The organism is Streptomyces sp. NPDC102270 (genome assembly GCF_044766405.1).
Lineage (GTDB): Bacteria > Actinomycetota > Actinomycetes > Streptomycetales > Streptomycetaceae > Streptomyces.
Genome location: NZ_JBIWLX010000005.1, coordinates 22,997 through 45,557, shown reverse-complemented (window position 1 = coordinate 45,557; position 22,561 = coordinate 22,997). Strand labels below are relative to the sequence as shown.

General features: G+C 69.8%; 20 protein-coding genes. 12 read left to right on the top strand and 8 right to left on the bottom strand.

Features of this window, described 5'->3' with window-relative positions:
• The first annotated feature begins 86 nt into the window (after positions 1 to 86).
• Complete coding sequence (locus ACIRP7_RS10450) at positions 87 to 578, top strand: nucleotidyltransferase domain-containing protein (protein WP_403656098.1); 492 nt, start codon at positions 87 to 89, stop codon at positions 576 to 578.
• Between the two features lie 124 nt (positions 579 to 702).
• Here the strand turns inward: ACIRP7_RS10450 and ACIRP7_RS10445 are convergent, their stop codons facing one another.
• Positions 703 to 2,985, bottom strand: a complete 2,283-nt coding sequence (locus tag ACIRP7_RS10445; RefSeq protein WP_403656095.1) for a (Fe-S)-binding protein — start codon at positions 2,983 to 2,985, stop codon at positions 703 to 705.
• Positions 2,986 to 3,201: 216 nt separating this feature from the next.
• On the opposite strand from ACIRP7_RS10445, the gene ACIRP7_RS10440 reads away from it, so the two are divergent.
• The 5 genes from ACIRP7_RS10440 to ACIRP7_RS10420 all read left to right on the top strand — a co-directional run bounded on the left by ACIRP7_RS10440 (position 3,202) and on the right by ACIRP7_RS10420 (position 8,483).
• Entirely contained in the window at positions 3,202 to 4,221 is a 1,020-nt protein-coding gene (locus ACIRP7_RS10440; protein WP_403656091.1) for an MraY family glycosyltransferase, read from the top strand.
• Positions 4,222 to 4,315: 94 nt separating this feature from the next.
• Positions 4,316 to 6,160 carry a molecular chaperone DnaK gene (gene dnaK, locus ACIRP7_RS10435; protein WP_403656088.1) on the top strand — a complete coding sequence of 615 codons (1,845 nt, stop codon included), beginning with the start codon at positions 4,316 to 4,318 and terminating at the stop codon, positions 6,158 to 6,160.
• Entirely contained in the window at positions 6,157 to 6,804 is a 648-nt protein-coding gene (grpE, locus tag ACIRP7_RS10430; protein ID WP_403656085.1) for a nucleotide exchange factor GrpE, read from the top strand. The genes dnaK and grpE overlap by 4 nt, the downstream gene beginning before the upstream one ends.
• Before the next feature lie 45 nt (positions 6,805 to 6,849).
• Positions 6,850 to 8,031 carry a molecular chaperone DnaJ gene (gene dnaJ / locus ACIRP7_RS10425; RefSeq protein ID WP_403656082.1) on the top strand — a complete coding sequence of 394 codons (1,182 nt, stop codon included), beginning with the start codon at positions 6,850 to 6,852 and terminating at the stop codon, positions 8,029 to 8,031.
• A gap of 5 nt (positions 8,032 to 8,036) precedes the next feature.
• Entirely contained in the window at positions 8,037 to 8,483 is a 447-nt protein-coding gene (locus ACIRP7_RS10420; RefSeq protein ID WP_352387581.1) for a heat shock protein transcriptional repressor HspR, read from the top strand.
• A gap of 74 nt (positions 8,484 to 8,557) precedes the next feature.
• Here the strand turns inward: ACIRP7_RS10420 and ACIRP7_RS10415 are convergent, their stop codons facing one another.
• Positions 8,558 to 10,204 carry a fibronectin type III domain-containing protein gene (locus ACIRP7_RS10415; RefSeq protein WP_403656078.1) on the bottom strand — a complete coding sequence of 549 codons (1,647 nt, stop codon included), beginning with the start codon at positions 10,202 to 10,204 and terminating at the stop codon, positions 8,558 to 8,560.
• A gap of 240 nt (positions 10,205 to 10,444) precedes the next feature.
• Here ACIRP7_RS10415 and ACIRP7_RS10410 point away from each other — a divergent pair, with 240 nt between their 5' ends.
• Entirely contained in the window at positions 10,445 to 11,548 is a 1,104-nt protein-coding gene (locus tag ACIRP7_RS10410) for a sugar ABC transporter substrate-binding protein (RefSeq protein ID WP_403656076.1), read from the top strand.
• A 28-nt stretch (positions 11,549 to 11,576) separates the two neighbouring features.
• On the opposite strand, the gene ACIRP7_RS10405 is transcribed toward ACIRP7_RS10410, so the two are convergent.
• Genes ACIRP7_RS10405 through ACIRP7_RS10395 form a run of 3 tightly spaced genes read right to left on the bottom strand, consistent with a single transcriptional unit; the run spans position 11,577 to position 14,892 of the window.
• A complete protein-coding gene (locus ACIRP7_RS10405) occupies positions 11,577 to 12,419 on the bottom strand; it encodes a transglutaminase N-terminal domain-containing protein (protein WP_403656073.1) in 843 nt (280 codons plus the stop codon).
• A gap of 2 nt (positions 12,420 to 12,421) precedes the next feature.
• Positions 12,422 to 13,354 carry an alpha-E domain-containing protein gene (locus ACIRP7_RS10400; RefSeq protein ID WP_403656070.1) on the bottom strand — a complete coding sequence of 311 codons (933 nt, stop codon included), beginning with the start codon at positions 13,352 to 13,354 and terminating at the stop codon, positions 12,422 to 12,424.
• Positions 13,351 to 14,892 (bottom strand): circularly permuted type 2 ATP-grasp protein, encoded by a 1,542-nt coding sequence (locus ACIRP7_RS10395; protein ID WP_403656067.1) that lies wholly within the window; start codon positions 14,890 to 14,892, stop codon positions 13,351 to 13,353. The genes ACIRP7_RS10400 and ACIRP7_RS10395 overlap by 4 nt, the downstream gene beginning before the upstream one ends.
• Before the next feature lie 329 nt (positions 14,893 to 15,221).
• On the opposite strand from ACIRP7_RS10395, the gene ACIRP7_RS10390 reads away from it, so the two are divergent.
• The gene (locus ACIRP7_RS10390; protein ID WP_403656064.1) at positions 15,222 to 16,250 is read left to right on the top strand and encodes a LuxR C-terminal-related transcriptional regulator; all 1,029 of its coding nucleotides are present in this window, start codon (positions 15,222 to 15,224) and stop codon (positions 16,248 to 16,250) included.
• On the opposite strand, the gene ACIRP7_RS10385 is transcribed toward ACIRP7_RS10390, so the two are convergent.
• Both ACIRP7_RS10385 and ACIRP7_RS10380 read right to left on the bottom strand, forming a co-directional pair.
• Complete coding sequence (locus ACIRP7_RS10385; protein ID WP_403656061.1) at positions 16,213 to 17,187, bottom strand: LuxR C-terminal-related transcriptional regulator; 975 nt, start codon at positions 17,185 to 17,187, stop codon at positions 16,213 to 16,215. The genes ACIRP7_RS10390 and ACIRP7_RS10385 overlap by 38 nt on opposite strands.
• On the bottom strand, positions 17,184 to 18,224 hold the full coding sequence (locus tag ACIRP7_RS10380) for a helix-turn-helix transcriptional regulator (protein ID WP_403656058.1): 1,041 nt from the start codon (positions 18,222 to 18,224) through the stop codon (positions 17,184 to 17,186). Before ACIRP7_RS10380 ends, ACIRP7_RS10385 begins: the two co-directional genes overlap by 4 nt.
• A 128-nt stretch (positions 18,225 to 18,352) precedes the next feature.
• Here ACIRP7_RS10380 and ACIRP7_RS10375 point away from each other — a divergent pair, with 128 nt between their 5' ends.
• Positions 18,353 to 18,508 carry a hypothetical protein gene (locus ACIRP7_RS10375; protein WP_352388087.1) on the top strand — a complete coding sequence of 52 codons (156 nt, stop codon included), beginning with the start codon at positions 18,353 to 18,355 and terminating at the stop codon, positions 18,506 to 18,508.
• A gap of 5 nt (positions 18,509 to 18,513) precedes the next feature.
• On the top strand, positions 18,514 to 18,849 hold the full coding sequence (locus tag ACIRP7_RS10370) for a hypothetical protein (protein ID WP_028809089.1): 336 nt from the start codon (positions 18,514 to 18,516) through the stop codon (positions 18,847 to 18,849).
• A 163-nt stretch (positions 18,850 to 19,012) separates the two neighbouring features.
• Here the strand turns inward: ACIRP7_RS10370 and ACIRP7_RS10365 are convergent, their stop codons facing one another.
• Positions 19,013 to 19,426: a pyridoxamine 5'-phosphate oxidase family protein gene (locus ACIRP7_RS10365; RefSeq protein ID WP_403656055.1), complete on the bottom strand. Its 414-nt coding sequence runs from the start codon at positions 19,424 to 19,426 to the stop codon at positions 19,013 to 19,015.
• Positions 19,427 to 19,553: 127 nt separating this feature from the next.
• On the opposite strand from ACIRP7_RS10365, the gene clpB reads away from it, so the two are divergent.
• A complete protein-coding gene (clpB, locus tag ACIRP7_RS10360) occupies positions 19,554 to 22,178 on the top strand; it encodes an ATP-dependent chaperone ClpB (protein WP_403656052.1) in 2,625 nt (874 codons plus the stop codon).
• Positions 22,179 to 22,224: 46 nt separating this feature from the next.
• Positions 22,225 to 22,467 (top strand): hypothetical protein, encoded by a 243-nt coding sequence (locus ACIRP7_RS10355; RefSeq protein ID WP_403656049.1) that lies wholly within the window; start codon positions 22,225 to 22,227, stop codon positions 22,465 to 22,467.
• Positions 22,468 to 22,561: the final 94 nt, after the last annotated feature.

Sequence of the window (22,561 nt, the reverse complement as noted above, 5' to 3'; positions counted from 1 at the left end):
CCCGTCAGCATCATTGACAACGACCCCGGCAATGATGCACGTGTTCGACAGGTGGCGACAGCCCCGTACGACCCTGGAGTCGAGTGGTGGACGCAGACGCGGTGTTGCACATCCTGGACCTGTTGCGGCGGGCCGGGGCGGAGGTCTGGGTCGGGGGTGGGTGGGGGATCGACGCGCTGGTCGGTGAGCAGACCCGGGACCATCGCGACCTGGACCTGATGCACCGGCGGGAGCAGGAGCCCGCCGTGGTGGCGGTCCTGGCCGGCGTGGGCTTCGTGGAGAGCCTCGACCTGCGGCCGGTGCGGTTCGTGGTCACCGATCCCGGCGGACGGGAGGTCGATCTGCACCCGCTGGTCTTCGCCGGGGACGGTTCCGCCGTGCAGGCGTCGGGGGAGCCGGAGCGGCCCTTCGCGTACCCGGCCGCCGGCTTCGTGACCGGGAGCATCGGCGGGACGGCCGTTCCGTGTCTGTCCGCCGAGCAGCAGGTCTACTTCCACCAGGGGTACGAGCCCGCGGAGCGTGACCGGCACGACATGGCTCAGCTCCGGCGGGTCTTCGGGATCGCCACCCACTTCTGAGCGGAGACCGGTTCTGAGTGGAGACCCTTTCTGAGCGGGGACCGCTTCTGCGTGGAGGCCGCAAAGACGCGGCGCCCCCGGGCCCGGTGGGACCCGAGGGCGCCGAACAGCACCGTCGTGAGCGCTACTTCACCGGCTCCGGCTCCGGCTCGCTCTCCGCCTCCGCCGCGTCCTGCGGGTCGCCCGGGGTCTTCACGGACTGCAGCAGCAGCTGGGCGACGTCGACGACCTGGATCGACTCCTTCGCCTTGCCGTCGTTCTTCTTGCCGTTGACCGAGTCGGTGAGCATGACCAGGCAGAACGGGCAGGCCGTCGAGACGATGTCGGGGTTGAGGGAGAGGGCTTCGTCGACGCGCTCGTTGTTGATGCGCTTGCCGATCCGCTCCTCCATCCACATCCGCGCGCCACCGGCGCCACAGCAGAAGCCGCGCTCCTTGTGGCGGTGCATCTCCTCGTTGCGCAGGCCCGGGACGCCCGCGATGATCTCGCGCGGGGGCGTGTAGATCTTGTTGTGGCGGCCCAGGTAGCAGGGGTCGTGGTAGGTGATGATGCCCTCGACCGGGGTGACCGGGACCAGCTTGCCCTCGTCGACGAGGTGCTGGAGCAGCTGGGTGTGGTGGATGACCTCGTAGTCGCCGCCGAGCTGCGGGTACTCGTTGCCGATCGTGTTCAGGCAGTGCGGGCAGGTCGCGACGATCTTCTTCGCGGACTTCGGCTTGGCGGACTCCGGGACCACCTTGCCGTCGTCGTCCAGCTCCTCGCCGAACGCCATGTTCAGCGCCATGACGTTCTCCATGCCGAGCTCCTGGAACAGGGGCTCGTTGCCGAGGCGGCGGGCGGAGTCACCGGTGCACTTCTCGTCGCCGCCCATGATCGCGAACTTGACGCCCGCGATGTGGAGGAGTTCGGCGAAGGCCTTCGTGGTCTTCTTGGCCCGGTCCTCCAGGGCGCCCGCGCAGCCGACCCAGTACAGGTACTCGACCTCGGTGAGGTCCTCGATGTCCTGGCCGACGACCGGGACCTCGAACTCGACCTCCTTGAGCCACTCCAGGCGCTGCTTCTTCGCCAGGCCCCAGGGGTTGCCCTTCTTCTCCAGGTTCTTGAGCATCGTGCCCGCCTCGGACGGGAACGCGCTCTCGATCATCACCTGGTAGCGACGCATGTCGACGATGTGGTCGACGTGCTCGATGTCCACCGGGCACTGCTCGACACAGGCGCCGCAGGTGGTGCAGGACCACAGGACGTCCGGGTCGATGACGCCGTTCTCCTCGGCCGTGCCGATCAGCGGGCGCTCGGCCTCGGCGAGAGCGGACGCGGGCACACCGGCCAGCTGCTCCTCGGACGCCTTCTCCTCGCCCTCCATCGTCTTGCCGCCGCCGGCCAGCAGATACGGCGCCTTGGCGTGCGCGTGGTCGCGCAGGGACATGATCAGGAGCTTGGGGGAGAGCGGCTTGCCGGTGTTCCACGCGGGGCACTGCGACTGGCAGCGGCCGCACTCGGTGCAGGTGGAGAAGTCCAGCAGGCCCTTCCAGGAGAACTGCTCGACCTGGGAGACGCCGAAGACGTCGTCGTCACCGGGGTCGGTGAAGTCGATCGGCTTGCCGCCGCTCGTCATCGGCTGGAGACCGCCGAGGGCCGTCCCACCGGTCGCGTTGCGCTTGAACCAGATGTTCGGGAAGGCCAGGAAGCGGTGCCAGGCCACACCCATGTTGGTGTTGAGCGAGACGACGATCATCCACACGAAGGACGTGCCGATCTTGATCGTCGCGACGAGGTAGACGAGGTTCTGCAGCGCGGAGACGCTCAGGCCCTTGAAGGCCAGGACCAGCGGGTACGAGGCGAAGTACCCGGCCTCGTAGCCGTCCACGTGGTGCAGCGCGCCCTCCAGGCCGCGCAGCACGTAGATGGCGAGGCCGATGGTGAGGATGACGTACTCGACGAAGTACGCCTGACCCGCCTTGGAGCCCGCGAAGCGGGACTTGCGGCCGGGGCGGGAGGGCAGGCTCAGCAGGCGGATCACGATGAGCGCGGCGATGCCGAGCACGGTCATGACACCGATGAACTCGATGTACATCTCGAACGGCAGGAACTCACCGATGACCGGCAGCACCCAGTCGGCCTTGAAGAGCTGGCCGAACGCCTGCGCGAGGGTCGGCGGCAGGGTCAGGAAGCCGACCGCCACGAACCAGTGGGCGAAGCCCACGATGCCCCACCGGTTCATCCGGGTGTGGCCGAGGAACTCCTTCACCAGCGTCACGCTGCGTGCGTAGGGGTTGTCGGTCCTGCTTCCGGCGGGGACCGGCTGGCCCAGCTTGAAGTACCGGACGAACTGGCCGATGGCGCGTGCGAGCAGTGCCACGCCGACCACGGTCAGGACCAGCGACACGATGATCGCGGCGAGTTGCATTTCGGGGCTCCTCGGGCCTGCGAGGGGTCTACGAGAGGTCCGTGAGGACGGATTCTCGTCATTACTAAGCGGTAACTTATGCAGTCCGTCTGAGACTACCCCCATCCTCCGCCGCACTGTAGCCGGGCACGCAGTGATCTGAATCGCTGAGGGTTACCTTAAAACCCGATCGTGTTATTCGTGATGAATTGGTACATACGGCGCTAATTTAGGCTCGTGCTCTACGGGATCCTTGCCGCCACCTCCGCCCTGCTCCTCGCCGCCGTGCTCACCGCCCTGCTGCGGGTGGCCGCCCTGCGCCTCGGGATCGTCGACCGGCGATGGCGACGGCCGATGCCGCTGTCCGGAGGTGTGGCGATGGTGGCGGCCACCTGTGGTGTGGCGTTCGTCGGGGACTGGCGGGGCGTGACCCCGCTCGGGCCCGACGTCGGACGGCTGCTCGTCGCGGGGGCCGGCGTGGCCCTCCTCGGGCTCGTCGCCGACGTACGGCGGGTCAAGGCACGGTTCCTCGTGGGCGGTACGGCCGTGGCGGCGGTGTGTGTCGTGCCGTACGAGGAGACGGGGGTGGCCGCAGGCCTCCTCGCGGCCGGCTGGATCGTCTTCGTCGCCCTCGGGTTCAAGGCGCTGGACCACGCCGACGGGCTCGCCGGGACCGTCGGGGTCGTCACCGCCTTCGGGGCGGGGGTCTGTGCGGCGGCCGAGGTGATGGACGGGCTCGCCGTGCTGCTGAGCGTGCTGGCCGCCGCGCTGACCGGGTTCCTGATGCACAACTGGCATCCCGCGCGCGCGGGACTCGGCGCGTGCGGGGCGCTGTTCACCGGGTTCGTGCTCGCGTCCGCAGCCGTGACGACCCGCGCAGGGCAGGAACTCGGGTCCGGTGCGGGGGTGTTGTTCGCGCTGACGGCGGTGGTGAGCGCCGACGTCGTGCTCGTCGTCCTGGCCCGGCTGCTGTCCGGGCGGCCGCTGCTGCGTGCCGCCCCCGACCATCTCGCCCACCGGCTGCGGCGGCTCGGGCTCACTCCGCAGGGCGCGTCCGTCGTGCTGGGTGTCGCGGCCTTCGGCGGGGTACTCGTCGCGGTCCTGGTGCACCTCGGGTGGATCGCCGCGACCAGCGCCCTCTGGGTGGCCGGGGGCGCCCTGGTCGTCGTACTCGCACTCCTTCGTGTGAAGTCCAGCAGTGCGCCTCGTCCCGTATCGACGCAGGTCAGAGGGCAGTTGCGTGTAAGGAACGGATAAGAGTTGAGTCTTTACGACTCAGGTCTGTTGACCGAGCCGGGGCTGTCGTGCACACTTGAGTCTGTTCCACTCAAGTCAGCTGGAGGAATCAACCATGGCACGTGCGGTCGGCATCGACCTGGGCACGACTAACTCCGTCGTCAGCGTTCTCGAAGGCGGCGAGCCCACCGTCATCACCAACGCCGAGGGTGCCAGGACCACGCCGTCCGTCGTCGCCTTCGCGAAGAACGGCGAAGTGCTGGTCGGCGAGGTGGCCAAGCGCCAGGCGGTCACCAACGTGGACCGGACCATCCGTTCGGTGAAGCGTCACATGGGCACCGACTGGAAGATGGAGCTGGACGGGAAGCCCTTCAACCCGCAGCAGATCTCCGCCTTCATCCTCCAGAAGCTGAAGCGGGACGCCGAGTCCTACCTGGGCGAGAAGGTGACCGACGCGGTCATCACCGTCCCGGCGTACTTCAACGACTCCGAGCGTCAGGCGACCAAGGAGGCCGGCGAGATCGCGGGCCTGAACGTCCTGCGCATCGTCAACGAGCCCACCGCGGCCGCGCTCGCGTACGGCCTCGACAAGGACGACCAGACGATCCTCGTCTTCGACCTCGGTGGCGGCACCTTCGACGTGTCCCTGCTGGAGATCGGCGACGGCGTCGTCGAGGTGAAGGCCACCAACGGTGACAACCACCTCGGTGGTGACGACTGGGACCAGCGCGTCGTCGACTACCTGGTGCAGCAGTTCAAGTCCGGTCACGGCGTGGACCTCGCCAAGGACAAGATGGCGCTGCAGCGTCTGCGTGAGGCCGCCGAGAAGGCGAAGATCGAGCTGTCCTCCTCGACGGAGACCTCGATCAACCTGCCCTACATCACCGCCTCCGCCGAGGGCCCGCTGCACCTGGACGAGAAGCTCACCCGGGCTCAGTTCCAGCAGCTGACCGCGGATCTGCTGGAGCGCTGCAAGACCCCGTTCTTCAACGTCATGAAGGACGCCGGCGTCTCCATCAACGAGATCGACCACGTCGTCCTCGTCGGTGGCTCCACCCGCATGCCCGCCGTCGCCGAGCTCGTCAGGGAGCTCACCGGCGGCAAGGACGCCAACAAGGGCGTCAACCCGGACGAGGTCGTCGCCATCGGCGCCGCCCTGCAGGCCGGTGTGCTCAAGGGTGAGGTCAAGGACGTCCTGCTCCTCGACGTGACCCCGCTGTCCCTCGGTATCGAGACCAAGGGCGGCATCATGACCAAGCTCATCGAGCGCAACACCACGATCCCGACCAAGCGGTCCGAGATCTTCACGACGGCCGAGGACAACCAGCCGTCCGTGCAGATCCAGGTCTACCAGGGCGAGCGCGAGATCGCGGCGTACAACAAGAAGCTCGGGATGTTCGAGCTGACCGGTCTGCCGCCCGCCCCGCGCGGTGTCCCGCAGATCGAGGTCGCCTTCGACATCGACGCCAACGGCATCATGCACGTGACCGCGAAGGACCTGGGCACGGGCAAGGAGCAGAAGATGACCGTCACCGGCGGCTCCTCGCTGCCGAAGGACGAGGTCGACCGGATGCGCCAGGAGGCCGAGCAGTACGCGGAGGAGGACCACCGCCGCCGCGAGGCCGCCGAGACCCGCAACCAGGGCGAGCAGCTCGTCTACCAGACGGAGAAGTTCCTCAAGGACAACGAGGACAAGGTCCCCGGTGAGGTCAAGACCGAGGTCGAGTCCGCCGTCGAGGAGCTGAAGGCCGCGCTCAAGGGCGAGGACACCGCGGAGATCCGCACCGCGACCGAGAAGGTCGCCGCGGTCTCCCAGAAGGTCGGCCAGGCCATGTACGCCGACGCCCAGGCCGGAGCGGCCGCCGGCGGCGAGGACGCCGGTGCCTCCGAGGCCAAGGCGGACGACGACGTCGTGGACGCCGAGATCGTGGACGACGAGCGCAAGGACGGTGCCGCGTGACGGAGGAGACCCCGGGCTTCGACGAGAAGCCCGACGTCCCCTCCGGCGCCACCCCCGACGACGCCGAGCCGAAGGCCGCCCCCGAAGAAGGGGCGGCCCCGGCCGGGGACGCAACAGCGCAGATCGCCGGCCTGACGGCCCAGCTGGACCAGTCGCGCAAGGCGCTCGACGAGCGCACCGCGGACCTCCAGCGGCTCCAGGCCGAGTTCCAGAACTACCGCCGCCGCGTGGAGCGGGACCGGATCACGGTCAAGGAGATCGCCATCGCGAACCTCCTGACCGAACTCCTGCCCGTGCTCGACGACATCGGCCGCGCACGCGAACACGGTGAACTCCTCGGCGGCTTCAAGGGCGTCGGGGAATCGCTGGAGACCGTCGCGGCGAAGATGGGCCTGCAGCAGTTCGGCAAGGAGGGCGAGCCCTTCGACCCGACGATCCACGAGGCCCTGATGCACAGTTACGCACCCGACGTCACCGAGACGACGTGCGTGGCGATTCTGCAGCCTGGGTATCGCATCGGCGAGCGCACCATCCGCCCCGCGCGGGTGGCCGTGGCCGAGCCGCAGCCGGGCGCGCAGACGGTCAAGGCCGAGGACGGGTCCGAGGCCGGCGACGACAAGGACAACGGCCCTGAGGAGGGCTGAGGTCGAAGAGAACGATCGGGACACCGGAAAGGGGGCACGTCGAGGATGAGCACCAAGGACTTCATCGAGAAGGACTACTACAAGGTCCTCGGCGTCCCCAAGGACGCCACCGAGGCCGAGATCAAGAAGGCGTACCGCAAGCTCGCCCGCGAGTTCCACCCGGACGCCAACAAGGGCAACACCAAGGCCGAGGAGCGCTTCAAGGAGATCTCCGAGGCGAACGACGTCCTCGGTGACCCCAAGAAGCGCAAGGAGTACGACGAGGCCCGCGCCCTGTTCGGCAACGGCGGCTTCCGTCCGGGGCCGGGCGGCGCGGGCGGCTCCTTCAACTTCGACCTGGGCGACCTCTTCGGAGGCGGCGCCCAGGGCGGGGCCCAGGGAGCCGGCGGCTTCGGCGGCGGACTCGGAGACGTCTTCGGAGGCCTGTTCAACCGGGGCAGCTCCGGAACTACGCGCGTCCAGCCGCGGCGCGGCCAGGACATCGACACCGAGGTCACCCTCAGCTTCACCGAGGCGATCGAAGGTGCGACGGTCCCGCTCAGGATGTCCTCGCAGGCCCCCTGCAAGGCCTGTTCGGGCACCGGCGACGCCAACGGCAACCCGCGCGTGTGCCCGACCTGCGTGGGCACCGGCCAGGTGGCGAGGGGCTCCGGCGGAGGGTTCTCCCTCACGGACCCCTGCCCGGACTGCAAGGGCCGCGGCCTGATCGCGGAGAACCCCTGCGAGATCTGCAAGGGCTCCGGGCGGGCCAAGTCCTCCCGCACCATGCAGGTCCGCATCCCGGCCGGAGTGTCCGACAACCAGCGGATCCGGCTGCGCGGAAAGGGGGCGCCGGGCGAACGCGGCGGCCCCGCGGGCGACTTGTACGTCACCGTGCACGTCGACACGCACCCCGTCTTCGGCCGCAAGGGCGACAACCTCACGGTGACGGTCCCGGTGACCTTCTCGGAGGCGGCGCTCGGCGGCGAGGTCAAGGTGCCGACGCTGGGCGGCCCCTCGGTGACCCTGAAACTGCCCCCGGGCACGCCCAACGGCCGCACCATGCGGGCGCGGGGCAAGGGCGCGGTCCGCAAGGACGGCACCCGGGGCGATCTGCTGGTCACCGTCGAGGTGAGTGTCCCGGCCGAGCTGTCGGGGAAGGCTCGTGACGCGCTGGAGGCGTATCGCGAGGCGACCGTGGGTGAGGATCCACGGGCGGAGCTGTTCCAGGCCGCGAAGGGAGCATGATCTAGATGGACGGTCGTCGACGCAACCCGTATGAACTGACCGAGGAGACCCCGGTCTACGTCATCTCGGTGGCGGCCCAGCTGTCCGGACTGCACCCGCAGACGCTGCGTCAGTACGACCGTCTGGGGCTGGTGTCTCCGGACCGCACCGCGGGCCGGGGCCGGCGCTACTCGGCCCGGGACATCGAACTGCTGCGCCAGGTGCAGCAGTTGTCGCAGGACGAGGGCGTCAACCTGGCGGGCATCAAGCGCATCATTGAGCTGGAGAACCAGGTCGCGGCGCTGCAGTCCCGGGTGGCCGAGCTCCAGGCGGCCGTCGAAGGGGCCGCGGCGGCCATGCAGCAGCGTGAGGCGGCGGTGCACGCGTCGTACCGCCGTGACCTGGTGCCGTACCAGGAGGTGCAGCAGACCAGCGCGCTGGTGGTGTGGCGGCCGAAGAAGGCCAGGGACTAGGCACAGCATGAAGAAGGGGCCCGGAGATCTCTCCGGGCCCCTTCTCCATGTGCCGTCAGCAGCTGTGGTGTGTGTCAACGCCCGCTGAAGAACTCCACCGAGGCGCTCTGTGTGCCCTGGCGGCCGTAGGCGTCCACGGCGTACACCTCGGCGACGCAGGGGCCGTTCCAGGGAGCCGTCCACGAGAGGGCGCCGGTGGTGGAGAACCGGATGCCGCTGTCGCCGCAGGCGCCCGAGATCTGCCAGGAGTACCCCTTCAGGACGCGTTCCTCGTCACCCGTGCCGGGAGCCGCCGTGACCTGGACGGGGGCGCGCGCCGGCACTCCCTCCGTGACCAGGGTCAGCTTCGGCGCGGCCGGGCCCGTCGCGGTGGCCGGGGTGAGCCGGTCGACGGTGACCGCGGTGGAGGGCACCGAGTCGGCGCCCTGGGCGTCGGCGGCGGCCACGTAGTAGTAGGCCTTGCCCTGCGGGGCGGAGGTGTCCTCGTACGACGTCCCCGCAGCGCTGCCCAGCAGGCTCCAGGCGCCGTTGACGTAGGTGCGCCGGTAGACGCGGTAGCCGGTGGCGCCGTCGGCCGCGGTCCACGCGAGCGTGGTGGACGCGTCGGCGGGTGTGCCAGTGGCTCCGGTCGGGGCGGGCACCGCCGAGGCGACGGGACGGGTGACGGTGGCCGGGTCGGAGACCGGCGCGAAGTTCCCGGCCGTGTCGACGGCCTGCACCTTGTACGCGTACGCCGTCCCGGCGTCCGCCGTCACGTCCGTCCAGGAGGTCCCCCGGACCGGCTCGGGCCCGTCGGGGTCGGACTGCCCCACGGGCGCGCTCCACACCTCGTAGTGGTCGACGTCCTTGGACGAGGACGCCTGCCACGTGACGGAGTTGCCCGCCGTGGTGCCCAGCGCGGTCACCCCGGTGGCCGCCGTGGGTGCGGTCCGGTCGGCGGTCACCACGGCCTGGTCGGCGGTACCGCCCGACTCGTTGCCGGCCTTGTCGTAGGCGCGGACCTCGTAGTAGTACGTGGCGCCGGTGGGCGGCGGGGTGTCCGTGTACGAGGTCGAGGTGGTCGTCGTGAGCGGCTTGGTGCCGAAGGAGGTCCCCTTGAGCCGCCGGTAGATCCGGTAGCCGGCGAGGTCCATCTCCTTGTTCTTCGCCCAGGTGAGCTTGGCTGTGCCGGTGGCCTTGTCGTACGAGACCGAAGGGGCCGTAGGGGCCAGCGGTTTGACCTTGTCGACGTCGGCGGAGGTCCGGGGCGCGTACGTGACCTTGACCTTGGCGGCGCCGGTCCAGTTGGCGTAGTCGACGCGGAGGGTGTGTTTGCCGGACGGGATGGTGACGTTGGCAGTCTCGGCGACCGTGGTGGAGACGTTCTTCCAGAGGTCGATCTTCCGTACGCCGTCGAGGTACACCCGCATCCCGTCGAGGCCGGTGGCGCTGAGGGCGAACGGGCCGCCGGAGCCGAAGTCGCGGGTCACGGTCCAGCGGACGCCGAAGTTGTCCTTCGGGAGGCCGCTGACCGGGGCGCCGGTCCAGCTCTGGTCGATCACGGTGTCGCAGTCCGTTTTCTTCGGGGCGCCGGACAAGCTCGTGTTCGCGTAGAACTGCCGCTGGAACACGGGCGAGGCACACGACACGGCCGCCGAGGCGGGAGCCGCCGTCAGGGAGACGAGGGTGCCGGCGGTGGCGAGGACGACGGCGGCTGCGGTCGTCCGTCTGGCTGACTTCATTCGGTCCTCTGGTCGTACGGGGAACAGCAGTTGTGCGGCTGCTGTGATCACGACTCGCGAGGTGTGAAGTTGGTTGTACTAGTGTTCGCGCCAAGTCTTCACACCATTGGCGGAGAGTGGCGTTGCGCACTCGTTAAGTGATTCCGCTTGACGTCGATGGGCGGCCCCGCGTTGGCTTTTCAGTCACATGGGCCGCAATGCCGCGCCCGCGTCCGGAAAGCACCAGAAGTGAGCAGCCCCATGCGTCGTATCGCCATAGCCGTGGCCGCGTCCACGATGACCCTCTCGCTGGCCGCCTGTGGCGCGCTCGGCGCCGCGAGCGGGAGCGAGGCGAGCCCGACCAAGGGCAACGACATCACCGTGGGTGTGCTCATGCCGGAAAAGACGAACACCCGCTACGAGGAGTTCGACTACCCGATCATCCAGCGCAAGGTCGCCCAGCTCACCAACAAGCAGGGCAAGACCGTCTACGCCAACGGCGAGGCCAACGCCAAGAAGCAGGCCGCGCAGATGCAGCAGATGATCGACCAGAAGGTCGACGTCATCCTGCTGGACGCCGTGGACTCGCACGCCATCGCGGGCATGGTGCAGAAGGCCAAGGACGCGGGCATTCCGGTCATCGCCTACGACCGCCTCGCCGAGGGCCCGATCGACGGGTACGTCTCCTTCGACAACGAGCTCGTCGGCGAGGTGCAGGGCCGCTCCCTCATCGAGGCGATCGGCTCCGGCATCGACACCTCCGACAAGATCGTGATGATCAACGGCTCGCCGTCCGACCCGAACGCCGGGCAGTTCAAGGCGGGCGCGATGTCCGAGCTCAACGGCAAGGTGACGATCTCCAAGACGTACGACGTCGACGGCTGGAAGCCCGAGACCGCGCAGAAGGACATGGCTGAGGCGATCAGCGCGATCGGCAAGGGCAACATCAAGGCCGTGTACTCCGCCAACGACGCCATGGCCGGCGCCGCCATCCAGGCGATGGAGAACGCGGGCATGAGCAAGCTCCCGCCGATCACGGGCCAGGACGCGGAGCTGGCCGCGGTCCAGCGGATCGTCTCGGGCGAGCAGTACATGAGCGTCTACAAGCCGTACCCGGACGAGGCCGAGGCCGCCGCCGAGATGGCCGTGACGAAGGTCCAGGGCAAGGGCATCCAGTTCGACGCCCTCGCCTCGGACAGCGTCGACAGCCCCACGAACAAGAAGATCCCGGCCCAGCTGGTCCAGGTCGTCGCGCTGACGAGGGACAACATCAAGAGCACGGTCGTCAAGGACGGCATCTACACCGTCAAGGACATCTGCACCTCGGACTACAAGAGCGCCTGCGCGGCGGCGGGCCTGCAGTAACCGGCCCTTCCCCGCCCCTCCCCGGAGTTCACGCCACCCGCGTGAACTCCACCGTCACCTCCGGCGGTGCCCCCGGCACCCCCCGGTAGATCCCCTTGTGCGGGGTCACGTCGTCGTAGTCCCGGCCCCGGCCCACCACCACGTGGGACTCGTCGGCCCGGACCCGGTTGGTGGGGTCGTAGCCGCACCACTCGCCCGCCCAGTACTCGACCCAGGCGTGGCTCTGCCCCGCGACCGGCCGGTGCAGCTCCGCGTCCCGCTCGGGATGCAGATAGCCGGAGACGTACCGCGTCGGCAGGCCCACGCCCCGCAGCAGCGCGAGGGTGACGTGGGCGATGTCCTGGCAGACCCCGGCGCCCTGCTCCCAGGCCTCGGCGGCGGAGGTGTTCACGCCCGTGGTGCCGGGCAGGTAGGAGACCCGGTCGGCGACGAGGTCGGACACGGCGACCGCCGTCGCGTGGACGTCGAGGCCGGCCGCGAGCTCCCGTGCCTTGTCGACCAGTGCGGCCGGGACGGTCGTACGGACTGTGGGATCGAGGAACTCCAGCAGGCGTGAGTCCGCGGCCTGTCGGGCGAGCTCGGCCCAGGCGGGCGGTACCGGGAGCGGGCCCGCCGGGTGGGTCTCGACCAGGCTGGAGGCCGTGATGGTGAGATGGCCGTGCGGGTCCATCAGGTCGAAGCCGGTGACCTGGGTGCCCCAGTAGTCCCAGTACGACCAGGTGGGCGTGGCCGGGCTGACGGTGACCCGGGAGTCCAGGGTGGTCTGGGAGGGCAGGGTCAGCGGGGTCATGCGGACCTCGTTGTGGGACGAGGCGACGGGCTGGGCGTACGACACGTGCGTGACGTGCTTGATCCGGAGGCGGCTGGTCATGCTCACGCTCCTTCCTGGGCCCATTCGACGGGCCCCTGGTACGGGAAGAACCGCTCCGCCACCGCCTCCGCGGCAGCCATGCAGGCGCTCTGCAAGTCCCCGAGGAGCAGCGGGAGTTGATCCTCCAGGGCGTGCAGGTCGAGGTATTCGAGGCGGGTGCGCATCCGGCCGATGGGGCGGCGCGCGGGGTCCTGGCGGGGGCGGCCGAGCGCGGTCAGGCACTCCTCCGCCGTCGTCAGGGCGTGCAGCGCGGAGCGCGGGAAGTCCCGATCCAGGAGCAGGAATTCGGCCACCCGCGGGGTGTCGCCGAAACCGCCGTACACGCGCGCGTACGCCTCGTCGGCGCCCGACGCGCTCAGCAGGGTCGGCCAGTCGGGCGCGTGGGCGGCGTCCAGGACCCGGACCGACAGCAGCCGCACGGTCATGTCCACCCGCTCCAGACTCCGGCCGAGGACGACGAAACGCCAGCTGTCGTCACGGCTCATGGTGGAGTCTGCGAGCCCGAAGAAGAGAGCCGCGCGCCGCCGTACGAGTTCCAGATAGGCGTAGGGGCCGGTACGGCGGGCCGCGAGGCGCTGGTCGGCCAGGGCGTGCCAGGTGGAGTTCAGGCACTCCCACATCTCCGAGGAGACGGCCTCACGGGCGCTCCTGGCGTTGAGCCGGGCCGCGCCGAGCGCGCCCTCGATGGAGCAGGTGGAGCGGGAGTCGAAGGCGAGCTGGTCGAGGACCTGCTGCATGTCGACCCGGGGGCCGCCCGCGTCGACGCCGAGGATCGCGTACAGCGACCGGCAGGCCAGGTCCTCGTCGCGCCAGGGGTCCTCGAGGAGGCGGTGCAGGTAGGCGTCGAGGATCCGGCCGGTGTTGTCGGCCCGCTCTACGTACCGGCCGGTCCAGGTCAGTGCCTCGGCTATCCGGGAGAGGATCACGTCGTTCACTGCTGTCCTCCTTCCTGTACGACGGTGGGAGTGCCGTCGGGACCGTGCTGACGTGGGGCGATGTCCAGGCGGGCGGTTCCGTTCGCGGGCGTGGGCGGTTCCGCGGGGCCCTCGGCGAGCACCCAGGTGTCCTTGGAGCCGCCGCCCTGGCTGGAGTTGACGATCAGGTTGCCCTCCTGGAGGGCGACCCGGGTCAGGCCGCCGGGCAGGACCCAGATGTCGTTGCCGTCGTTGACGGCGAAGGGGCGCAGGTCGATGTGGCGGGGTGCCATGCGTTCGCCCGCGAGGGTGGGGGAGGTGGACAGGGCGACCGGGCGCTGGGCGATGAAGCCGCGGGGGTTCTCGGCCACGGCCCTGCGGGTCTTCTCCAGCGTTTCGCGGTCGGCCTTCGGCCCGATGACGATGCCCTGCCCGCCGGCCCCGTCGACGGGTTTCACGACGAGCTGGTCGAGCTGGTCGAGGACGGCCTGGAGCTGGCCGGGTTCGTCGGGCCGGAAGGACTCCACATTGGGGAGAATCGGTTCTTCGGAGAGGTAGTAGCGGATCAGGTCCGGCACGTAGGTGTAGAGCAGCTTGTCGTCCGCGATGCCGTTGCCGACCGCGTTGGCGAGGGTGACATGACCCGCCATGGCCGCGCCGAGGATGCCCGGGCAGCCGATCACCGAGTCGGGGCGGAAGTGGAGCGGGTCGAGGAAGTCGTCGTCCAGGCGCCGGTATACGACGTGGACGGGCACCTCGCCGCGGGTCGTGCGCATCCACACCCGGTTGCCCCGGCACACCAGGTCGTGCCCCTCGACCAGCTGCACGCCCATCAGCCGGGCGAGCAGGGCGTGTTCGAAGTAGGCGGCGTTGCTGGGGCCGGGGGTGAGGACCACGACCCGGGGGTCCTGGACGCCGTCGGGCGCGGCGGCGCGCAGGGCGGCGAGCAGCTTCTGCGCGTAACCGTCGACGGGGACCACGTGCTGCTCGGCGAAGAGGGACGGGAAGACCCGGGTCATGGCGCGCCGGTTCTCGATGACGTACGACACGCCGCTGGGAACCCGGACGTTGTCCTCCAGGACCCGGAAGTCGCCCTGTTCGTCCCGGACCAGGTCGATGCCGGCGACATGGATGCGCACACCGCCCACGGGTTCGAGCCCGTGCGCGGCCCGGTGGAAGTGCGGGGAGTTCAGCAGCAGCCGCCAGGGCACGACCCCGTCCTCGAAGGCGCGGGCGGGCCCGTAGGCGTCCGCGAGGTAGGCCTCCAGGGCCCGGACCCGCTGGCTCACCCCGCGGCGCACGAGATCCCATTCCAGGGCGTCGAGGATCCGGGGCACGAGGTCAAGCGGCCAGGGCCGCTCCTCGCCCGCGAAGGCGTAGGTCACGCCCCGGTCGGTGAACGCCCGGGCCATCTGGTCGGCCCGGAACCGCAGTTCACTCGGCTCGATCGGCTGGAGCGCGGCCAGTACCGGCTCGTAGGCGGTCCTGACCTCGCCTGGCCGCTCGAACATCTCGTCCCACGCGTCGGCCAACGCGTATGCGTCAAATATGTCCGCCATGGCCTGACGTTAAGTGCGGCACGTAACGGGGTGATCACTGCGTGGTTTCCGGCAGTTCACGCGCGGAGCGGACGGTTCCGGCCGGGGGCGAAGGGCCACGGCGAGGCACCCGTGAGGGTGGCCGCGTCACCGTCAGCTTGTTGCAGAAGGGCGGGCGGAGGGCCGTAGGTAACGGGGTATACCGGCCGTTTTCCCCGCCCTTGACCCGAGGAGCCGTGTTGCGGAGCCGGTCCGGGCCGCGCATAGTTGCTCCGCCGAGGGGGCTTCGACGCTCCGATGGGGAACAGGACAGAGGGCGGTAGACGCTGGAACCGGGGGTGGGATGGGCAATGACCGGGCTCGGGACGGACGACCATCCACACGGTGCTGACCGGCTGTGCGAGGCCGGGGACCGGGTGTACTCCCGGGCCGTACGGCGCGGCCGCGTGCCCCGCGCCGACGCCGGGCCGGTGCCCTGCCTGCTGGAACTGGCCCTGCTCCACCCGGACCCCGACGACATGGACTGGCTGGTGCCGACGGCACCGCAGGAGGTCATGACCCGGCTGCTGCGCGAGGTCCACGACGAGGTCAGCGCGAGCCAGCGGCGGGTGGGCGCGGCGGTCGCGGCGGTGGAGCGGTACGCGGGCCTGGGACCCAGTCTGGTGCCGGGCGCCGGTGAGGGGACCGCGATCCGGGTCCTCGACGGTCTCTCCCGGATCCAGGCCGCGATGGACGAGGCGACCGAGGCGTGCACGACGGAGGTCCTCACGGTCCAGCCCGGCGGCATCCGTCCCGAGCACGAGCTGACGGAGGGCCTGCACCGGGCGCTGGCGCTGCGCGGCCGGGGCGTACGGATGCGGGACCTCTACACCCATGTCGCCCGGCACGGCCAAGGGCTCCTGAACTACCTGGAGTTGATGGGCGGCTCGGTGCAGGCGCGGACGCTGGACGAGGTCATCGACCGGCTGATCCTCTTCGACCGCACGGTGGCCTTCATCCCCGCGAACGCCGACCGCACCCTCGCTCTGGAACTGCGGCACCCGGCGCTGGTGGAGTACCTGGTCACGGTCTTCGAGCGGCTGTGGCGCCTGGCGATCCCCCTCACCGCCCCCCTGCCCGACACCGGCATCGAGGGCATCTCCCATCGCGAGCAGTCCATCGCCGCCCTGCTGGCCGAGGGCCACCAGGACGCGGTGATCGCGGAACGGCTGGGAATCAGCGTGCGCACCTGCCGGGCCCATATCGCCCGGCTGTCGGAGACGCTCGGGGCGGCCAGTCGTACGCAACTGGGCGTGCGGATAGCGCAGGTGGGCCTGGACGGCCCCACCGCGGTGTCCCCGATCACGCTTCCCGGTCAAGAATCCCGGACCGTCCGATGAGGTAGCCGAGCTGGGCCCGGCTCTCGCTGCCGAGCGTCGCCGCGAGTTTGGCGATGTGGACGCGGGCGGTGCGGATGTTCATGCCGAGCCGGTCGGCGATGACGGCGTCGGTGTGGCCCTCGATGAGGAGCGCGGCGATGGCGCGCTGGCGGGGCGTGATGCCGTCGGGGGAGGGCGGGTGGACGGCCCGGGGATACATCGGCGTGGCCAGGCGCCACAGGCGGTCGAACGTGGTGGCGAGGAAGTCGGCGATGGCCGGGTGGCGGATCTCCAGGGCGAGGGTGCGGTCCTTGTTGGCGGGGATGAAGGCGACCACGCGGTCGATCACGATCAGACGCTGGGTGACCTCGTCGAGGGTGCGGGCCTCCACATCCCCCCGCAGACGCTCGTAGCGGGACAGGATGCTGGGCGCGTGGCGGAGGGTGTGCTGGTAGAGCGTGCGGATACGGCCGCCACGGTCGAGCAGGGCCTGGTCGCGCACGAAGGCCTCGGCGTGGATCCCGGCCGGGGAGTGGGTCTGACCGGTGTGCGGCTGGATGGTGAGGACCTCGCCCGAGGAGTCCGCCACGGCCCGGTGTATGGCCTGGCCGATACGGTCGAGACCGCTGAGGACGCTGATGGTGTCCGCGACCGCGGTGTAGCGGCTGTCGATCTCCGCCAGCGACTCGAACACCGCCGCCAGCCGCTCCTCACGGCGCCGTTCGTCCGCGACGCGGTCCGCCACGCCACGCAGCAGCCGGCGCAGGGCGAAGGCCGGGGCGATGGGCCGCAGCCACCGCAGGTCCTCGATGTCCGGCTGCACCAGACCGAGGTCGACGAGACAGGGCGCCTCGTCCGCCTCCTTCGCGCTCACCCGCCCTTCGCGCAGCGCACGGGTGTACAGGTGCAGACCCGCCTCGCAGAGTTCTTCCGGCCCGTGGGTGTGCGCCCCGCTCACGGGTGGACGTCTCCCCCCGGCATCGGGTGGTCGGGCTTCAGGATGCCCGACTGGGCGATGAGGAAGCCGAGCTGGGCGCGGCTGCCGCTGCCGAGCGCCGTGGCGAGCTTGGCGATGTGGGCCCGGCACGTGCGTACGTTCATCCCCAGCCGCCGGGCGATCGCCTCGTCGACATGGCCCTCCACGAGCAGCTTGGCGATGGAGTGCTGGATGTCCGTGATGCCGTCGGGGGCCGTTACGTAGGGGGCGCCGGCGTTCAGGGGCACGGCACGGCTCCACATGAACTCGAACACCTTGATCAGGTACCGGACGAGACCGGGGTGACGGAGTTCGAGGGCGACCTGGCGGTCGTCACGGGTGGGGATGAAGGCGACGGTCTCGTCGCAGATGATGAGGCGCTCCACCAGTTCGTCGATGGTGCGGTACTCCGCCTTCCCGTCGGCGAAGTGGTCCACCCAGGCGAGCCTCTCCGGGCTGTACCTGGCCGTGTGCTGGTAGAGGGTCCGGATCCGCACACCGCGCTCTATGAGCGGTCTGTCGCGTTCCAGCGCCTCCATGAGCCTGGTCTCGGAACTGCGGCGACCGCTCGGCTGGACCGTGAGCATCTCGGTCTGACACTGGGCGGTGGCCAGGTCGAGTGCCGCGTTGATGCGGTCGAGGCCCTCCAGCACGGTGATCGAGTGGGTGGAGGTGGTCTCCTGCGCGCTGAGAGCCATGAACGGCTCGAAGACCTCGGTGAGCGCGATCGACAGCCGCCGGTTCTCGCTGATCTCGTGCTCGATGGGGTGCAGGCGCTGCGCCAGGGCGACGGCGGGCGAGACGGGGCGCAGCCAGCTCGCGTCGTCCGGGTCGGGGTGCAGAAGGGCGAATTCCATCAGACACGGAGCGGGCTCGATGTCCGCTCGGAGGATTCGTCCCGTGCGCAGAGCGTTTGCGTAGAGGCGCGTTCCCTCATCACACAACTCGGTCATCGCATGGGGATGTGTCGCCTTAATCCCATTTGTTGCCAAATCTCCACCCCCCAGGGTCCTGAACATGCAGGAACATGATGCACCGATCGTGTGGCCATGACGTGCCTGAATGAGCCATCGTCTTACTCGACGGGGGAAGAGGGGACCTTCAAGTGAGGACGAAGCCGACTATGCGTAAGAGAATGCTTCGCTCGGTGCTTGTCGCCGCCTTCTCCGCCGTTGTGGCCTTCGGGACTCTGAGTGGCCTCTCCGGTACGAAGAGCGATGCGCGCGAGACGGGTGGTGCGCAGTCTGTTGTTGTCGCGGATGACGATCTGATCGTGTTCCCGGCTGACAGTAAGTGGGACTGAGGCCGATGACCACCCCACCCGACGACCGCTCCTTCCGCAGAGAAATGGCCACCGCCTACCGCTCCGGCTGGCACTTCATCGATCTGGTCACCGCGATCCCCCACCCCGGTGACTCGTTGATGGTGACTGTCTTCGGCGAACCGGTGGTCGTCACGCGGGACGAGGACGAGGACGTACGGGCGTACCGGTGTCTGCGGCGGCCTCGGGGGGCGCCGCAGCCCGTTCGGTGTGCCATCCGGTACGGAATGATCTTTGTGAACCTGGACCAACGAGACCATCGGCTGGTGGAACCGGAAACCCCCACCCCCCGGACCATCTCAGCCACCCCCCGCAGTGCCTGACGCGATTCCCCCGTCGTAACAGATCGCTCAGGTGCTTCCCCCCGCAGCGGCGTCACCGTGACCTGAACACGGTGACGCCGCTGCAGTTTTGGGCGACATTTCGCGGTATCGGGTGATCGGGCCGCGGCTCAGAAGGCCGCTCGGAGGCCGCTCGGAGCGCCGCTCAGAAATGCCCCATCGCTCCGGTGAGCGAGATCTCGATGACCACGCGCAGCGGGTTCGGCGCCGGCGTCCGTTCGTAGCGCTCGGCGTACCGCCGCACCGCGTCCGCCACCCGGTCCGGCTCCGTGCGGACGTGTGCCAGCCCTTCCAGCGTCGCCCACCGCCGCCCTGCCACCTGGCACACCGCCACCGTCGCCCCGCTCTCGCCGGCCGCCAGCACGTGCCGTACCTTCGCGCTGGTCCGGCTCGTGATCACCCGGGCGAGACGGGCCTCGGGGTCGTACGTCACCCCGACCGGCACCACGTGCGGGCTCCCGTCCGGGCGGGGTGTCGTCAGTGTGCACAGATGCCGTTCGCGCCAGAAGCTGAGGAACGACGGGTCCGGGGCACCCGGATCCTGGGCGTAGGAGGTCATGCCGGGACGCTAGCCCCTGATCCCTCCCACGGACTGCCTTGAGTGGAATAGACTCAACTTTATGTACGCTGAATGAGTCAGTGCAGGAGTCGGTACAGGAGCTGACACCGAGGAGGAGTACGGACCAGTGGATGCCGAGCTGACCAACCGGAGCCGGGACGCCATCAACGCGGCCAGCAACCGGGCCGTGACCGAGGGACACCCGGACCTCACCCCCGCCCACCTGCTCCTCGCTCTGCTCCAGGGGCAAGGCCAGCGGCAGGACAATGCGAACATCGTCGACCTGCTCGCCGCCGTCGACGCCGACCAGGCCGCCGTGCGGGCCGGGGCCGAGAAGGTGCTCGGCTCGCTGCCCAGCGTGGCCGGGTCCACCGTCGCGCCCCCGCAGCCCAACCGCGACCTGCTCTCCGCCATCGCCGACGCGCAGGCCCGCGCCCAGGACCTCGGGGACGAATACCTGTCCACCGAGCACCTGCTCATCGGCATCGCCGCCAAGGGCGGACCGGCCGCCGAGGTGCTGACCCGGCAGGGCGCCACCCCGAAGAAGCTGCTCGAAGCGTTCCAGAAGGCCCGAGGAGGGCGCAGAGTGACCACCGCCGACCCCGAGGGCCAGTACAAGGCCCTGGAGAAGTTCGGTACCGACTTCACCGCCGCCGCACGGGACGGCAAGCTCGACCCCGTCATCGGCCGCGACCAGGAGATCCGCCGGGTCGTCCAGGTGCTCAGCCGCCGTACGAAGAACAACCCCGTCCTCATCGGCGAGCCCGGCGTCGGCAAGACCGCCGTCGTCGAGGGGCTCGCCCAGCGGATCGTCAAGGGGGACGTGCCCGAGTCGCTCAAGGACAAGCGGCTCGTCGCGCTCGACCTCGGGGCGATGGTCGCCGGGGCGAAGTACCGCGGTGAGTTCGAGGAGCGCCTGAAGACGGTCCTGGCCGAGATCAAGGACTCCGACGGGCAGATCATCACCTTCATCGACGAGCTGCACACCGTCGTGGGCGCGGGCGCCGGCGGCGACTCCTCCATGGACGCCGGCAACATGCTCAAGCCCATGCTCGCCCGCGGTGAGCTGCGCATGGTGGGCGCGACGACCCTCGACGAGTACCGGGAGCGGATCGAGAAGGACCCCGCCCTGGAGCGCCGCTTCCAGCAGGTGCTGGTCGCCGAGCCCACCGTCGAGGACACCATCGCCATCCTGCGCGGACTCAAGGGACGCTACGAGGCCCACCACAAGGTCCAGATCGCCGACAGCGCGCTGGTCGCGGCGGCCACCCTCTCCGACCGGTACATCACCTCCCGCTTCCTGCCCGACAAGGCCATCGACCTCGTCGACGAGGCGGCCTCCCGGCTCCGCATGGAGATCGACTCCTCGCCCGTCGAGATCGACGAACTCCAGCGCGGGGTGGACCGGTTGAAGATGGAGGAGCTCGCGCTGGTCAAGGAGACCGACCCGGCCTCCCGTGAGCGCCTGGAGCGGCTGCGCCGCGACCTCGCCGACAAGGAGGAGGAGCTGCGGGGCCTGACCGCCCGCTGGGAGAAGGAGAAGCAGTCCCTCAACCGGGTCGGTGAACTGAAGGAGAAGCTGGACGAGTTGCGCGGCCAGGCCGAACGCGCCCAGCGCGACGGCGACTTCGACACCGCCAGCAAGCTGCTCTACGGCGAGATCCCCACCCTGGAACGGGACCTGGAGGCCGCGTCCGAGGCCGAGGAGGAGGTCTCCAAGGACACCATGGTCAAGGAGGAGGTCGGCCCCGACGACATCGCCGACACCGTCGCCGCCTGGACCGGCATCCCGGCGGGCCGCCTCCTGGAGGGCGAGACGCAGAAACTCCTGCGCATGGAGGAGGAGTTGGGCAAGCGGCTCATCGGCCAGAGCGAGGCCGTGCAGGCCGTGTCCGACGCCGTGCGCCGCACCCGGGCCGGTATCTCCGACCCGGACCGGCCCACCGGCTCCTTCCTCTTCCTCGGCCCCACCGGTGTCGGCAAGACCGAACTCGCCAAGGCGCTCGCCGACTTCCTCTTCGACGACGAGCGGGCGATGGTCCGCATCGACATGTCGGAGTACGGCGAGAAGCACACGGTCTCCCGCCTGGTCGGCGCGCCCCCCGGCTACGTCGGCTACGAGGAGGGCGGCCAGCTGACCGAGGCGGTGCGCAGGCGGCCGTACAGCGTGGTGCTCCTCGACGAGGTGGAGAAGGCCCACCCGGAGGTCTTCGACATCCTGCTCCAGGTGCTGGACGACGGGCGCCTGACGGACGGTCAGGGCCGTACGGTCGACTTCCGCAACGCGATCCTGGTCCTGACGTCGAACCTGGGCAGCCAGTTCCTGGTCGACCCGATCACCTCCCAGGAGGAGAAGAAGGAGCAGGTCCTCGAGGTGGTCCGCGCCTCCTTCAAGCCGGAGTTCCTCAACCGGCTCGACGACCTGGTCGTCTTCTCGGCCCTGACCAAGGACGAGCTCCGCCGCATCGCACGCCTCCAGATCGACCGCCTCGCCAAGCGGCTCGCCGAGCGCAGGCTCACCCTGGAGATCACCGACGAGGCACTGGACTGGCTCTCGGTCGAGGGCCTGGACCCGGCCTACGGTGCCCGGCCGCTGCGCCGCCTCGTCCAGACCGCCATCGGTGACCGGCTCGCCAAGGAGATCCTGTCCGGCGAGGTCAAGGACGGCGACACGGTCCGGGTGGACGCGTTCGGTGACGGTCTGATCGTGGGACCGGCGACCGGTCGTCCGGAGACGGGCAAGACGCTCTGAGCGGCGTGGCGGGGGTCGTCCCGGCCCCCGCCCCGGCTCTCACAGCGTGAACGCCACGAACTGCCTGCACCTGGGACCGCTTGCGCCGGTCGTGGACGGTCTCGATCCGCACGGAGGCCCGCTGCCCGGCGACCGGCAGGACGCTCCGAGCGGCATGGGGGTCGTTCCGGCCCCGCCCCGGCTCTTGCAGCGTGAATGCCACGGACCGCACCTGGGAGCGCTTGCGCCGGTCGTGGACGGTCTCGATCCGTACGAGGCCCGCTGCCCGGAGACGGGCAAGACGCTCTGAGCGGCATGGGGGTCGTTCCGGCCCCGCCCCGGCTCTTGCAGCGTGAATGCCACGGACCGCACCTGGGAGCGCTTGCGCCGGTCGTGGACGGTCT